Origin of the sequence: Corallincola spongiicola, assembly GCF_004284785.1 — a bacterium.
GTDB classification, from domain to species: Bacteria; Pseudomonadota; Gammaproteobacteria; order Enterobacterales; family Neiellaceae; genus Corallincola; species Corallincola holothuriorum.
In genome coordinates, this window is the sequence record NZ_SHLY01000003.1 from 240253 (window position 1) to 255527 (window position 15275).

Sequence of the window (15275 nt, forward strand, 5' to 3'; positions counted from 1 at the left end):
GTGTTTGCTCTGGTTTATTAATCAATCCGTGTGATCTGCGGCTTTGATGGTTGGCAAACACTTGCAGTCATGATCAAGCTTGGTTAGCTTAGGGCTGTCATTGCCATCGGATGTGCAAGTTGTGACCCAAACAGACTCACTGCCTACTCTCTACTCGTTTGCTCGTTTTGATCGCTCAGCCCGTGTACGTTGGCTGTTGTATGAACTGGGCGTTCCATATCATGAAGTGGTACTGGATCACGCCAAAGGTGAACATCAACAACCACACTTCGTGGCACGCAATCCGTTTGCCCTGGTACCTGTATGGGAAGATGGCGAGCTGGTGTTGCATGAGTCTGGCGCCATTATCTTGCACTTGTTGGCGAATACACCAGCCCATGAACTGTTGCCTAACGATAAGTTGGGGCGCAGCCGCTGCATGAGCTATTTGATGTTTGGACTAAGCACGTTAGATGCGGCTGTGAGCCAGGTATTTGTCACGAAAAACCAGGCGGGAACAGCTGTGGTAAAGCTTAAGCGTCTGTTGCAAGCGTTGGATACCGAGCTAGTCGGCCAAGACTATCTGGTAGGGCATAGCTTTACTGTCGCGGATATCGTAGTGGGGCAGTTGCTTGGTTTGTTAGATCGGCGAGATCAGCTCGCAGGCTTCGATAATCTTGAGTACTACTTAACCCGGTTAAAACAGCGCAGTGCGGCGGCAAAAGCAGAGGTTTTTACCGCCGATGTGAACGCTTGAGCGAAGGCTTTCAGCGGCTAATTCAGCTTTTTATCCCAGAACATTGCCTGACCCGCCTCTGGGTCTAGGGCGTATCCAGCAAAGCCGCAGCGCTGGTATAAGCGCTGCGCTACCTTGTTGCCTTCAAGCACTTCGAGTGTGACCTTGCAACAGCCATGCTCTCTGGCATGATTTTCCACTGCCGCCATTAAAGCTTGACCGATGCCTTGGCCACGCAAGCCTGGTGAAACGGCAAAATCGTGGATATTTATCAACTTGGCGCAAGCAAAAGTAGAAAAGCCAAAAAAGCAGTTTGCTAACCCTACATATTTGCCGTCTAGTTCAGCCAAAAATGTCACCGCTTGTGGCTCGTTGGCCAGTGAGTGGAGGAGATTTGCTCGTGTATGAGCAGTGATGGGGGTACCACCACCCATGGGATCCATCGCATATTCGTTCAGAAGTTGCAGCAGTGCTTCGCCTTGCGTCGGATCGCGGTAATCGGCAATCACTACACGCAGTGATGAGTCTGGCTTATTCAACATCGATGACGACCTTTTCTAACAATGACATGGCGAGGTTATTGTCGTAATAAGCCGCTTCATTGATAAATGCCGGATAGACGGTGTCAGCGCCCTGATAGGTGATCGTTTCACCTGCGAAGGTCATAAACAACGGCTCTCCCGGATGGAGCGGCTTGAAGTCGTTATCTTGCACATGATTGTGCACCATACCTAAACGCTGCCCGTTGGCGTCAACCGGTAACTTGATGCTTTCTAGATAACGATACCCTTCAACCTGTTGCGGCAGCGTGGGCAAAGTGCCTAAGTTGTAGTGTTCGATGAAATCGAGAATATGGCGGGTTAATTCTGCACTTTGTTCCAGCACATCCTGACGGATCACTGATTGTGGCACCGGGCCGACTTCAACGATGACACCATAGGTACCCACGGTGGCTAGCAGGTGATGCTGGGCTGCGGAGAGATGATCTTCATCTCTAAAGATTACCGCTTCTGGCATCTGCATTTTGACGTAAGCCGCTAGCTGCCGGTAGATCTTGCCTTGCTGGGTGAGGAGTAAGCAGGGTCCCATGTTGCTGGTGGTGGTATGCAGATCGATAACGAAATCGCACTTTGCATCACCTTTCGGGCCAAGTTCTGAGTCAATGATCTTGGCGCGGGACTGCTCATAGCCAACTAGATTGACGTCGTCCAGTTGGGCTCGGGTAAACTGGCGGTTGAGATCCTGATCGCAATAGCGTTTGTTTTGTTCATGCGCTTTCGGATTTGCCCACAAGGTCGACGTGGTAAAGCTGCTGCGCGTAACCTCTGCTGGCTGCTGTTGCCACTTCTTAACCAAATAGACACCGGTAAACTCATTACCGTGGGTGCCACCGACAATCGTCACCTTGTTAATTTCGCTCACTCACGCCACCTTTCACTCAAGCTCTTATGCTGGATGAGGCAGTCTAGCAAGGAGAGCGGTGGTCGCGAAGTGGTATGCAGTCACAATGGCTAAAAAAATTGTGGGGTGACTCGGGTGATGCTGATTAAGGCGGACAACGGATTGTTGGCGGGTTACAGGAATGTGTTCCGTTCTCTATCACCTGCTGTCTATGTCGCGATCTTCAGTTAAACTTAATCCGTATCAGTTTGTTAACCATGGCGGCTCCCGTCAGGAATTTAATGATAAATCAGGTTTGTGTTGCCGTGTCTTTGGTGATGGCAACAACAACTTAAGCGCTAATATTTAAGGTGTAATACGTAATGACAGAGCAGAGTCAGGTTCCCTCATCAATCGCTACATTGGCAGGGGGCTGTTTTTGGTGCCTTGAGGCGGTCTTTACCGAACTAAAAGGGGTGAAGCTGGTGACGTCGGGTTATTCCGGCGGCAGCGTGGAGCATCCCAGCTATAAAGCCGTGTGCACCGGTGACACAGGCCATGCGGAAGTTGTACAGATTGTTTTTGATCCCGCAGTCATTAGTTACGCGACACTGTTACAAGTGTTTTTTACCATCCATGATCCAACGACACTTAATCGTCAAGGTGAGGATATCGGCAGTCAGTATCGATCCGCCATTTTCTTTCATGATGACGAACAGCAACAGTTAGCGGCGGCAGAGATCCAGAAGCAAGCGGTTGAATGGGATGATCCTGTCGTGACTGAGTTGGTACCGTTGGCGGTATTTTATCCCGCAGAAGATTATCATCAGCAGTATTTTTCCATGCACGGCCACGAGCCGTACTGTTCTTTGGTTGTGGCGCCTAAAGTGGCGAAATTCAAACAAAGATTTGCATCAAGGCTGCGCTAGTACTGATGCAGAGATAGGGGCTAAACAAATAACGGCAGCGATCTTCGCTGCCGTTGTCATTTCTGCTTGGGGCTTAAAGCAGCGCCGATTTAAGGGACTGCATCAGTGCGTTCCCCCCTTCTGAATTAACAAAGTCGAGCAGTATTTTGCTGTATTGACCGACCATGCTTGAATCCAGTCCAAGGCTCTCGAAAGCCTGAGTGAGGGCGATGGTATCGCTGCCTGCACTATCACCAAGCATGTCGGTTGCCATTGACGCGAGGCCACCGCCACCACCTGCAGCACCTTCCAGTGAAGGAGCTGCCGACAGCAGGCTACTCATATCAGGAATGACATCGGTCAGGGCGGCAAAATCATCACCGGACATTCCCTGTTGGGCAGAGGAGAGTAGGGCACCTAAACCACCGGTGGCTTGATCCTGACTGACGCCCAGCTGTTGCGTGATCATGCCAACCAGCGGGTTATCCGCTGCATGGCTTTGAAACACGGGTAATAGAATGAAAAGTGTAAATAAACTGATTTTTAATGTGCGTTTGAGCATGGAATGTCCTCCTTGGAAAATACGTTTTAAGCCTAGTACAGGAAAGGTTAACCACCTAACGTGATTTAGCTATAAGACTTTTTGATAAAAATTGCGTATAAAATCGGGTTTAATTTTTATTAGCTAACGGAACTCGCTTATGTTCGCTCCGAAAAAACTAGCGCTTGCGGCGCTTGTCACGTCGTTGCTGGTGCCTAGTGCCCAGGCGATTATAAAAACACCTATCTTCCTGCGTATCGCTGAACATGATTATGCAGCGGAGAATCGCGCTAAATTCAAAGGCAAAGGCAAGTACAAAGCAACGGTAGAGTTGGAGAAGGGCACTTACCATTTCCGCTTAGCGGATAAAGAGTTCTCCTGCGGAACGTCATTTGGTCCTGAAGCCGCCGAAAAGATAAAATTCAAAACCCCTGTGCCAGTGTCGGATTGTGCGACTGATACCGATTTTTCTATTCGCATTCTCTTCCCTGGTGAGTATGAGTTCACCTTAGACACTAAAGCTGACAGCGGCAATGCGATCAGCGTAATGCGTAAGCCGAAGAAAGTCGCTGTGGTGCGTAAGCCGCCTGCAGTTGATTGCGGAACCTGGGATGGCAATGCCGTCGAAGTTAATGTCAGTAGCGTTTTTAAAGACGGTGAACTGGTAAAAGATTTTTACTCAGGGCAAACCGCAGAGGTTGCGGGCGGTAAAGTCTCGATGCAACCTAGCAAGGAGAGCGGCGGCCTGCTGTTGCTTGAGCCTGCGGAAGCCAAGCCCAGTGATTTCGATTGGGATAATGCGTCTGTTTATTTCATCATGACAGACCGCTTTAATAATGGTGATACCAGCAACGACTACCCATTTAACCGGAAGAAAGACGGTAAGTTGGAGACGGGTACATTCCAGGGCGGTGACATCAAAGGCATCATCGAGAAGCTGGATTACATCCAGGAACTGGGTATGAACGCTATCTGGTTAACGCCGATTGTCGAACAGATCCACGGTTTTATCGGCGGTGGTGAGAAGGGCAGCTTCCCATTCTATGGCTATCACGGCTATTGGGCGTTGGATTTTACCCGTTTGGATCCAAACTTCGGCACCGATGAAGATCTAGAGCGCCTCGTGACGGAAGCCCATAAACGCGGAATTCGCGTTGTCATCGATGTGGTAATGAACCATGCCGGCTATCCAACCCTAGATGACATGCAAACATTCGACATCAATGCGTTAGCGCCAAACGCGCCAGTGCCAGATCAGTGGACTGATTGGGTGCCGGATGAGAAGAAGGGACAGAACTGGCATCGTTACAACAACTACATTCGCTGGGGTTCCAGCGAGTGGGCTGAGAAATGGTGGGGACCAGATTGGGTGCGCAGTGGTATGGCTGGGTACACCGCACCGGGTGGCGATGACATCACCATGAACTTGGCTGGCCTACCTGACTTTTTGACCGAAAGCGAAAAGCATGTCGGTTTGCCACCGATCCTGAAGAACAAGCCGGATACACGTGCAGTGGAGCGTGAAGGCTACACCGTGGTTGATTACCTGGTGGAATGGCATACCACCTGGGTTCGCAAGTATGGTATCGATGGCTTCCGCGCTGATACCGTGAAGCACGTTGAAGCTGAAGTCTGGACTAAGTTAAAAGACTCTGCGACCAAAGCCTTGGCTGAGTGGAAAGCTGAGAACCCGGATAAGGCGATTGATGACAAGCCGTTCTGGATGGTCGGTGAAGTTTGGCACCATGGCGCTTACAAGGATTTCTACTTCGACCACGGTATGGATAGCCTGATTAACTTTGATTACGCTGGTGAAATGCAGGCGGTGAAAGGTGCGCAGTGTATTAATCAGAATGAAGATCTGTATGCAACTTATGCTAAAGATATTAATACCGACCCAGACTTTAACCTGCTGACCTATATCTCTAGTCATGATACCAAGCTGTTCTTCCAGCGTTATGAGAACCTGGAGCTGCAGAAAGGCGCCGCCAATGGCCTGCTATTGATGCCGGGTGGTGTTCAGATTTACTACGGCGATGAGAGTGGGCGTCCAGCGGGACCGATGAGTGACGCGTTTGATTCTCCGACCCGTTCATTTATGAACTGGGATCAGCTTAAGGGGGATCGCGCAGCGCTGGTGGCTCACTGGCAGAAGGTTGGTCAGTTCCGTAACAACCACGTGGCTGTGGGTGCGGGTGAGCATAAAATGCTCAGTGAACAGCCCTATGCGTTTAGCCGAGTTAAAGGTGATGACCGCGTTGTGGTTGTCTACGCAGGTGAGAAGAAATAACGCTTTGTTATGAGTTGTAACAAACGTTAGTTAAAGGGGCTCATATGAGCCCCTTTTCTGTTTGCGGAAAAAGTCAGCTAGTGAGGTTGGCATCAGCTCTGCACAGTGTCCATTGTTTGGATTGTGACAGAAAGGGTCAATTGCTCTCGGCTAGCACGTAATACCAAATGGCAAAAAAGTGGCAGATACTGCCGCCTAAAACAAACAGGTGCCAGATGCTGTGACTGAATCTCATTTTTTTGTTGAGATAGAAGATGACACCAAGGCTATAACAAAGGCCACCGACAACCAGCCAGATCATACCTCCACGGCCAATTGCGTCGGCAAGGGGGGCCCCGGCAATCACTACCAGCCAACCCATTAATATATAGCTGCCAACCCGCAACGCCTTAAATCGATTACCAAAGCCTATTTTTAGCGCTAAACCGGCAATGGCCAGGCTCCAAATGGTGCCTAGCAGGGTCCAACCTATCCACCCTCGTAAACTGACCAGTAGAAAAGGGGTATATGTACCGGCGATCAGCAGGTAGATGGCGCAATGATCTAACAGTTTTAGATGACTTTTGAGCCTCGGGAAGGATATTGCGTGATAGAACGAAGATGACGCAAAAAGGGTTAACAGGCTGATGCCATAGACCAAGCTCGATGTCAGCCGCCAAGGATCGTGTTGGGCCAATGAGACGTTGATCATCATTACCAAGGCTGCGACCGCGAGCAGGGCGCCGATGAGGTGGGTAACTGTGTTGGCCAACTCTTCTGCCGGACTGTATTGGGTGTCGCTCACGAATAAGATCTGCCGTACAATTTTTTGAGCGTACAAGTGTACGCTCAAAAATTATCTGTGCACAGTGTTTTCGTTTTTGTCGCTACAGGGTGGGCAGTGACAATAGAGTCTATTTTCCGTGACGTCAGGCGGCATAGGCACTGTGGGGAACTGCTGCAGTCAATCCAAAAACGCCGCAATGATATCGTTATCATTTGCCTTAGGGTGGTTTGACCACCAATGTAACAAAAATGTGAAATTTATCTGCCATTGTTTTGACCGTCGATGTTATTCTATTCAGATTCAGAGAATTAGGCTTAGATGATTATCGTCATCAGCCGGATACTTGTTTATTTGCGTAGTTAGCACTCAAAACGGGTGTTGTACCGGAAATTTGTAATAAAAGGAGTTTGTAAGGCGATGATCTTTAAAAAAAGCCTGGCAGCCTTGTGTATGGCTGGCGCAGTCATGTCTATGGCTGGTTGTAAACAAGATAGGCAAATCGAAGACGAAGTGTTTTATTTCGTATTGCCAGACCGTTTTCAAAACGGTGATTCCAACAATGACCTAGGTGGACTGAGTGGTGATCGCTCACAGACAGGGTTTGATCCTTCAGATATTCGTTACTATCACGGTGGTGACATTGCAGGTTTGATAGAGAAGCTATCTTACCTCGACAATATGGGGATCACTGCACTTTGGCTGACGCCAGTATTCAAAAACCAGGCTGTTCAAGGTGAATCGGCTGGCTACCATGGATATTGGACCACAGATTACACCCAGATTGATCCGCACTGGGGCAGTAACGATGAGCTGAAGCAGCTGATCCGTCTTGCCAAAAAGCGTGATATGAAAGTCTTTTTTGATATCGTCATCAACCACACTGCTGACGTTATCAAGTATGAAGAGTGTCATGATGCCGATGGCTATTTGCTAGAAGGTTTGGACACTTGTCCTTATAAAAACCGCGCTGATGGCCAATACACCACCTTTATTCCTGCAGGTCAGGAAGATGTGAAGGTTCCTGCTTGGCTTAACAATGTAGAGCTATACAACAACCAGGGTGATAGCACCTGGTCTGGTGAGTCGGCCATCTATGGTGACTTCTTAGGTTTGGATGATATCAACACGCAGCACCCAGATGTGTTGGCGGGTATGAAAGATATCTTCAAAGGTTGGATCAGCGAGTTCAAAATTGATGGTTTCCGTGTTGACACAGTGAAGCACGTTGATATGCCGTTCTGGGCTGACTGGACGCCAGAGATCATGGATCACGCTGATGCTGAAGGCATTGAGAACTTCTTCATCTTCGGTGAAGTATTTGAAGGTCATCCTAAGGTACTGAGTACCTTTACTACCGAAGGCAAATTGCCATCAGTTCTCGATTTTGGTTTGTATTTCCAGATTAAAGACACTGTAGCTTCTAATAAGGCGACAGATGGTCTGGCTTGGTTGTTCAGCCAAGATGATTACTACACTGATGCTGATAGCCATGCTGGTTTGTTGATGAACTTTGCTGGTAACCATGATGTAGGCCGTATCGGTTTCCACATCGATCAGGAAAACCCGACAGCCACAGAAGAAGAGCGTCTTGCTAGAGCAAAACTCGCAAATGAGATCTTGTTCTTTAGCCGTGGTATTCCAGTTGTCTATTACGGTGATGAGCAGGGCTTCACAGGCTTGGGCGGTGATACCGGTGCACGTGAAGACATGATGCCTTCGCAAACACCTGATTATCAAGCCTTGACGCAGATCGGTACTGACGCAACACCTGCCGATGATAACTTCGATCGCCGTCATCCGCTTTATCGTCAAATCAAAAAGCTGAGCAAACTTTCTAAGAAGCATTCTGCTTTGCGTCGCGGTAAGCAGTTTGTTCGCTACAGTGAAGGTGAAGCTGGTCTTTTTGCATTCTCGCGCGTTGAAACTGAAACGCCACGTGAATATTTGGTCGTGTTGAACACGTCTGCAGAAGAAAAATCAGTGAGCCTGGCCGCAACCAGTGCTACTTATCGTCAGGTTTGGCCACAGAAAGGTACAGAGCTTGCCGCCAACGGTGAAAACCTGATTGATGTGACAGTGGAGCCGTTTAGCACCGTGGTTTATCGTGCTGACGACCTGATCGAGTATGCTGCAGAAGCGCCGACGCTGACTATCGCTGCACCTACTGACGGTAGCAAGGTATCTCACCGTGTAAACGTTAATGCCATGCTAGAAGGGATCGATGCGGAAGCGTTGCCTCTGTACAACGTGTCTTTCGAAGTCAGTGTTAATGAAGGTGATTTCGAGTCTCTTGGCGTTGATTACACCCCTGAGTACCAGGTCTATTATGACGTTTCTTCTTATGAAGATGGCACCCAGTTTACCTTCCGTGCCACGGTAGATAACTTCAACGGTAGTCAAACCAGTGCAGAGACCACCGTTGAGAAAGGTGTGCAGGAAGGCATGACTTTATGGTTGAAGAAGCCTACTGATTGGGTTGGCGCCAATGTCTACTGGTGGTCTGCAGATCCTCAGCCAGCCGTTGACTGGCCGGGTGCTGCTATGGAGCACATGGGCGACGATTGGTACAAGTTCGAGTTTGAGAACGGTGTGACAGCTGCCAACATCATCTTTAATGATGGCCAAGGGCTGCAAACTCAAAACTTGACTGCCGATGGTGATGCTTGCTTCGAGAATAACAACTGGAGCGACAGTTGTGCTTTGCCTGTTCCTGGCATGACTGTTCATTTCAAAAAGCCTGCTGAGTGGGGCGATGATATCCACGTTCATTATTGGAATGCAGCCCCTGCAGACAACAGTGCGTGGCCAGGTGTTCAAGCCGAGTTAGTTGGTGACGGCTGGTATACGTTCCAGTTCCCTGTGAACGTGGGCGCTGCCGATATGATCTTCAATGACAACAGCGGCAATCAGACTGCGAATCTATATCACGATACAGATGCCTGCTACGTCGCCGATGTGTGGGACGACAACTGTGTTGCACCGGTAAAAGGCCTTGAGCTTGGATTTGTTCCTCCAGCCGGTTGGGGCAGTGACGTTAACATCTATTATTGGGATGCTGCCAACGCGCCTGCCGTTGATTGGCCAGGTGTTCCGATGACCGCAGAAGCTGATGGTTCATATAGCTTCAGCTTCCCGCTGAATGCAACGTCTGCGAACATCATCTTTAACGATGGCGCATCACAAACAGAAAATCTGTTTGCTGAGCAGGATGGATGTTATGTCGTAAACGAGTGGCAAGATATTTGTGGTGAGCCTGCATTGGAACCGGGAATTACGGTTTACTACAAGGCGCCGGAAACTTGGACTGAAGCTTATGTTCACTACTGGGCATCTGCGGGTGTTTCGTCATCGACAGATTGGCCTGGACTGCTGATGACATCTTTGGGCGGTGGTTTCTTCAGCTACCAATTTGAAGATGGTGTTACTGGTTCTAACATGTTGTTCCATAACGGTGCTGGTGAGCAGACGACTGACAGTTTCCGTGAAGGTGACGGTTGTTACATTGATGGCGCATGGGTAGATACTTGCGTGCTGCCAGGCATCGAAGTTTGGTTTAAGAAGCCAGATGCTTGGACTGCTGTTCAGGTTTACTACTGGGGTGTTGAAGGTGCTCCAGCAAGCTGGCCTGGCTATACCATGGAAGATGCTGGCGATGGTTGGTTCCGTTACCAGTTTGCCGATGGCGTACGTGCCGTCGACTTGATCTTCAATGATGCGGCAGACGGTGGTTCTGGTGCTCAAACTGACAACCTGTATCGAGATGCTAATGGCTGTTTCGATGCGGTTGAAGGTTGGACAGATACCTGCGCTCATCCTTAATTAAAAGCCCCTTCGCAGGGGCTAAAGATTGAAACAAAAATGGCCTCAACTGAGGCCATTTTTTTATGCTAGTAAAAGAGACTAGCTCATATCTAGCTCTTTGAGTTTACGGGTTAGGGTGTTTCTCCCCCAGCCAAGACGTCTGGCCGCTTCCTGCTTGTGTCCGCCAGTGTGACGCAAGGCAGTACTCAGCATGACTCGTTCGAACTCCGGTAATGCATCATTGAGTATGTCTATACGACCTGTCGCCAATTGTTGTTCGGCCCAGTGATTGAGCGATTGCTGCCAAGTTTGTGCTGCAGGGGCTTCGCCGTCGCTGATGACAGGTGGAGGTAACTGCTGCAGTTCTGGCGGCAGATCAGAGATCAGCACCTCTTGTCCCGAGGCCATCACGGTCAGCCAGCGACAGGTATTCTCAAGCTGCCTAACGTTACCTGGCCATGGCAATTGACACATATAAGTTTCGGTATCTGTTGCCAGCGTCTTCGCTTCAACACCAAGCTCTTCAGCAGCTTTACGCAAAAAGTACTTGGCTAATTGGCCGACATCGGTGCCGCGCTCACACAGTGGTGGCAGGTGCACACGAATTACGTTCAAGCGATGGAACAGATCTTCACGAAATTTGTTTTGCCGCACCAACTCTTCCAGGTTTTGGTGAGTCGCGGCGATAATGCGCACGTCAACTTCTATCGGTGAGTGGCCGCCGACACGGTAGAATTGGCCATCAGAAAGTACTCGCAGCAAGCGAGTCTGAATATCCAGCGGCATATCGCCGATCTCATCGAGAAACAGCGTGCCATTGTTGGCTTGCTCAAAGCGCCCCTGACGGACCGTATTGGCCCCGGTAAAAGCGCCTTTTTCGTGGCCGAACAGCTCTGATTCAATCAGATCTCTAGGTATTGCCGCCATGTTTAATGCGATAAAAGACTCGTCAGAACGTGGGCTATGCCGATGCAGCGCTTGCGCAACGAGTTCTTTACCCGTACCTGATTGACCATTGATGAGAACGCTAATTGAGGAGCGAGAGAGCCTACCGATAGCGCGAAACACCTCTTGCATTGCGGGTGCTTCACCTATGATCTCGGTTTCTGGTATTTCAACTTCACGGCGACGGCGACTGCGGCGATTTTCTTGGCTGTGTGTGATGGCGCGTTGCACCAAAGCGACAGCCTCATCGATATCAAAGGGCTTCGGCAGATATTCGAATGCACCACTTTGGTAGGCCGAAACCGCGCTATCCAAATCAGAATGTGCAGTCATGATGATCACGGGAATATCCGATCCGACATCATGGATCCTGTCTAACAGCGTCAGGCCATCCATATTTGGCATGCGCACGTCAGACAGAACGACATCTGGGGTCTGATAGCGGAGCTGTTGCAGCGCATCCTCGCCTGATTCAAAGCTACTTACATTAATTTCTGCTGCTGCGAGAGCGCGTTCAAGTACCCATCTAATTGAACTATCGTCATCGACGATCCAAACCTGTGCGTCAGTCATACTGCTCCCTTATTTCCTGATTGGCAGGTGAATAATGAATTCGGTGTGTCCGGGCCAGCTAATGCATTCAATGCGGCCCTTGTGTTGTGTGATCAATGTTTGTGCAATGGAGAGGCCAAGCCCTGTCCCGTCAGCCTTTCCTGTCACCATGGGGTAGAACAGAGTGTCTTGCAGGGCTGGAGGGATACCAGGGCCGTTGTCTGTGATTTTTATTTCGGCAACCAGTCTGTAGCGTTCGCCGTTCAGAGTTATCTGGCTGGCTGAGCGGGTTGAAACGTTGATTGTGCCTTTGCCATGCATCGCCTCAACGGCGTTCTTAACGATATTCAGAACGGCTTGCTCGAGCTGTTCTGGATCCATTTCGATATCGGGTAAGCTTGGATCATAGTCACGGTTGACGACTAACTGATCTAAGCCTTCCATGTTCACTAATTGGCAAACTTTCTCTAGCACCATATGAATATTATGGGACTTATGGGTAGAGGGACGTTGTGGTCCAAGCAGCCTATCGACTAGATTTCTAAGCCGATCAGCTTGCTCTATGATCACGCCGGTAAACTCTTTTAGCTCTGGGCTTGGTAGCTCTTTTTCCAGTAGCTGCGCTGCGCCTCTTAACCCACCTAGTGGGTTTTTAATTTCATGAGCTAAGCCTCGGACGAGCTCCCTTGCTGCTTGTTGTTGGCTGGCCTGATAAAGCTCATGGCTGATTTTCTTTTGCTGATCGATCTGCTTAAGTTCGAGCAGAGCATAGCGTTGGTCGCCGCGTTCAAAAGGAGAGACCGTGACATCAACCGCGATGTGGATGCCATCTTGTTTAACCATTGAGACGTCGCTGTCTGTAAAGCTGTTGCCAAGGGTCAGTGTCTCGTTGATCAGCTGGATATCGAGAGAGAGGTGTTCAAATAGCTTAGGTAGCGGTTCGCCAATCAGCCGACGGGAACTTTGTTCAAGTAATTGTTCGCCCGCCGAATTGATGTAACGAATGACCAAGTGGTGATCGAGAAGAATAATAGCGGTGCTGAGAACATCTAGCAGGGTGGTTGTCACCCCTGACAAGGCGTTCTGATGTGATCCGTTCTGCTGTGAGAGCACGGTGCGTCTTCCCCATGTGTCGCACCAATTTGGTGCGAATGCACCTGCACTCTAGCACTTTACTCAGCTTGCTGCACTTTCCTTGTGCTTAGCGAGCTTGTAATACCGAGGCGCGGTGCAGATAAATGATCCGTACCGGGGAGGATGCAATAACCTTGCCTCTTTGATCTAGCAGTTCTAACTTTAATTTATGTTCGCCGCGATTAACATTCATCAAATGAAATACTGGTTCATCTTCAGATGTGCCTAGTACTTGATCATTGACTTTAAGACGATAGCTGTAGCCGTCTTGGATCTCAGGTTCGACCTGACCAACGACAGAAAGCCGGCCCATGTTGTCACGGACTGTAGCTTCATTGTGGGGCGAACGAATAGATACCTTGAACGAAGTTTTGCCTTCCGGGCCTTTATTCGTTTCGATAACACCATCATTCAATCGAGGGATCACATTAGTGCCAACCTTAGGTTGCACCTGCTGTGCTTTGTTCCCTTGCACTGGTTTATCTGAGTAGTGGACGACACCGTTAGCGTCTTTCCATGTGTAGAGTTTACCCGCGTGAGCGGTTGCTGCACCTAACAGACACAAGAGCAAGGCGATGCGTTTTACGACCATAACTTTTCACCTTTTTCCTACATATCTCTTACTATATTTGGGATCGACTAGTTTGTCACCATCAAAAAGCGCTGTCGAAAAAAAAGCCCACTTTTCAGTGGGCTTTTGTGAGGATGGTCAACTTACTTACACGCTGTAGTACATGTCGAATTCTACAGGGTGAGTCGTTGAGTTCAGCAACTCAACTTCGTCTTGCTTCAACGCGATGTATGCGTCAATGCTGTCATCACTCATTACGCCGCCAGCAGTCAAGAACTCACGGTCAGCATCGAGTGCAGCCAGAGCTTCTTCCAGTGAAGCTGCAACAGTTGGGATGGCCAACGCTTCTTCTTTTGGCAGGTCGTATAGATCTTTGTCCATTGCTTCGCCTGGATCGATCTGGTTCTTAATTCCGTCTAGGCCAGCCATCAACATCGCTGTGAATGACAGGTAAGGATTACCAGTTGGATCAGGGAAACGAACTTCGATGCGACGTGCTTTCGGGCTCGGTACCACAGGGATACGGATAGAAGCAGAACGGTTACGTGCAGAGTATGCCAGCATAACAGGAGCTTCGAAGCCTGGAACCAAACGCTTATAGGAGTTGGTTGAAGCGTTCGCGAATGCGTTGATCGCGCGAGCGTGCTTAATGATACCACCGATGTACCACAGCGCTTCTTGCGACAGACCGCCGTACTTGTCACCAGCAAAGATGTTTTCTCCGCCTTTGCTCAAAGACTGGTGAACGTGCATGCCTGAACCGTTGTCACCAACGATTGGCTTAGGCATGAAGGTCGCAGTCTTACCATACAGGTGCGCCACGTTGTGTACGACATACTTGTAGATCTGAACTTCATCAGCTTTTTCAACCAAGCTGTTGAACTTACATGCGATTTCGTTCTGACCAGCGGTAGCAACTTCATGGTGGTGAGCTTCAACAACCAAGCCCATGTCTTCCATCACGATACACATTGCTGAGCGGATGTTGTGACCTGAATCTACAGGAGGTACAGGGAAGTAACCGCCTTTTACGCCTGGGCGGTGACCCAGGTTGCCGTCTGCATATTCTTTACCGCTGTTCCACTTAGATTCTTCTGAATCTAACTTATAGAAGCTACCGCTCATGTCGGTGTGGAAGCGAACATCATCAAACATGAAGAACTCTGGCTCAGGACCGATGAACACATCGTCGGCAATGCCAGTTGATTTCAGGTATTCAACACCACGTTTGGCAACAGAGCGTGGATCACGGTCGTAGCCAGCCAATGTATCTGGTTCTAAGATGTCGCAACGGACGATTAACGTAGACTCTTCTGAGAATGGGTCTAATACCGCAGTTGATACGTCAGGCATCAGTACCATGTCTGATTCGTTAATGCCTTTCCAGCCAGAGATCGATGAGCCATCGAACATCTTGCCCTCTTCGAAGAACTCTTCGTCGATTTGGCTTACTGGGATACTCACGTGCTGCTCTTTACCTTTTGTGTCGGTAAAACGCAGATCAATGAATCTTACTTCTTCTGATTTAATCAGTTCGAGAACATTTGCGACTGACATCCTAGTTCATCCTCCGGTGTCAATGTTTAGATATATTGAAGCTTGCGCTTCAAAAGCGAAATTCGTGCCACTATATTATGTGGCTGTTTTAAAACAATTAATTTACTTTTCTGGG

At 49.2% G+C, this 15275-nt stretch carries 12 protein-coding genes; 4 read left to right on the top strand and 8 right to left on the bottom strand.

Annotated features, from left to right (window positions below; translation table 11 throughout):
• Nucleotides 1–121: 121 nt before the first annotated feature.
• Nucleotides 122–736, top strand: coding sequence for a glutathione S-transferase family protein (locus tag EXY25_RS11350; protein WP_165419338.1), 615 nt, complete (start codon nt 122–124; stop codon nt 734–736).
• Nucleotides 737–753: 17 nt separating this feature from the next.
• Here the strand turns inward: EXY25_RS11350 and EXY25_RS11355 are convergent, their stop codons facing one another.
• On the bottom strand, nt 754–1257 hold the full coding sequence (locus EXY25_RS11355; protein WP_130566866.1) for a GNAT family N-acetyltransferase: 504 nt from the start codon (nt 1255–1257) through the stop codon (nt 754–756).
• Complete coding sequence (locus EXY25_RS11360) at nt 1247–2137, bottom strand: aspartoacylase (RefSeq protein ID WP_130566867.1); 891 nt, start codon at nt 2135–2137, stop codon at nt 1247–1249. The genes EXY25_RS11355 and EXY25_RS11360 overlap by 11 nt, the downstream gene beginning before the upstream one ends.
• A gap of 341 nt (nt 2138–2478) precedes the next feature.
• Here EXY25_RS11360 and msrA point away from each other — a divergent pair, with 341 nt between their 5' ends.
• Complete coding sequence (gene msrA / locus EXY25_RS11365) at nt 2479–3024, top strand: peptide-methionine (S)-S-oxide reductase MsrA (RefSeq protein ID WP_130566868.1); 546 nt, start codon at nt 2479–2481, stop codon at nt 3022–3024.
• A gap of 73 nt (nt 3025–3097) precedes the next feature.
• On the opposite strand, the gene EXY25_RS11370 is transcribed toward msrA, so the two are convergent.
• Nucleotides 3098–3565: a DUF2780 domain-containing protein gene (locus EXY25_RS11370; protein WP_114337586.1), complete on the bottom strand. Its 468-nt coding sequence runs from the start codon at nt 3563–3565 to the stop codon at nt 3098–3100.
• 139 nt (nt 3566–3704) lie between these two features.
• On the opposite strand from EXY25_RS11370, the gene EXY25_RS11375 reads away from it, so the two are divergent.
• On the top strand, nt 3705–5834 hold the full coding sequence (locus EXY25_RS11375) for an alpha-amylase (protein WP_130566869.1): 2130 nt from the start codon (nt 3705–3707) through the stop codon (nt 5832–5834).
• A gap of 136 nt (nt 5835–5970) precedes the next feature.
• On the opposite strand, the gene trhA is transcribed toward EXY25_RS11375, so the two are convergent.
• A complete protein-coding gene (gene trhA, locus EXY25_RS11380) occupies nt 5971–6618 on the bottom strand; it encodes a PAQR family membrane homeostasis protein TrhA (RefSeq protein ID WP_246019547.1) in 648 nt (215 codons plus the stop codon).
• Between the two features lie 399 nt (nt 6619–7017).
• Between trhA and EXY25_RS11385 the strand changes: the two genes are divergently transcribed.
• Nucleotides 7018–10419, top strand: a complete 3402-nt coding sequence (locus EXY25_RS11385) for a starch-binding protein (RefSeq protein WP_130566870.1) — start codon at nt 7018–7020, stop codon at nt 10417–10419.
• 81 nt (nt 10420–10500) lie between these two features.
• Here the strand turns inward: EXY25_RS11385 and glnG are convergent, their stop codons facing one another.
• The 4 genes from glnG to glnA all read right to left on the bottom strand — a co-directional run bounded on the left by glnG (nt 10501) and on the right by glnA (nt 15160).
• Nucleotides 10501–11919, bottom strand: a complete 1419-nt coding sequence (gene glnG, locus EXY25_RS11390) for a nitrogen regulation protein NR(I) (protein WP_114337590.1) — start codon at nt 11917–11919, stop codon at nt 10501–10503.
• 9 nt (nt 11920–11928) lie between these two features.
• Nucleotides 11929–13011, bottom strand: a complete 1083-nt coding sequence (gene glnL, locus EXY25_RS11395) for a nitrogen regulation protein NR(II) (RefSeq protein WP_240695169.1) — start codon at nt 13009–13011, stop codon at nt 11929–11931.
• A gap of 88 nt (nt 13012–13099) precedes the next feature.
• Entirely contained in the window at nt 13100–13624 is a 525-nt protein-coding gene (locus EXY25_RS11400; protein ID WP_114337591.1) for a DUF4124 domain-containing protein, read from the bottom strand.
• A 126-nt stretch (nt 13625–13750) separates the two neighbouring features.
• On the bottom strand, nt 13751–15160 hold the full coding sequence (gene glnA, locus EXY25_RS11405) for a glutamate--ammonia ligase (RefSeq protein WP_114337592.1): 1410 nt from the start codon (nt 15158–15160) through the stop codon (nt 13751–13753).
• Nucleotides 15161–15275 lie beyond the last annotated feature (115 nt).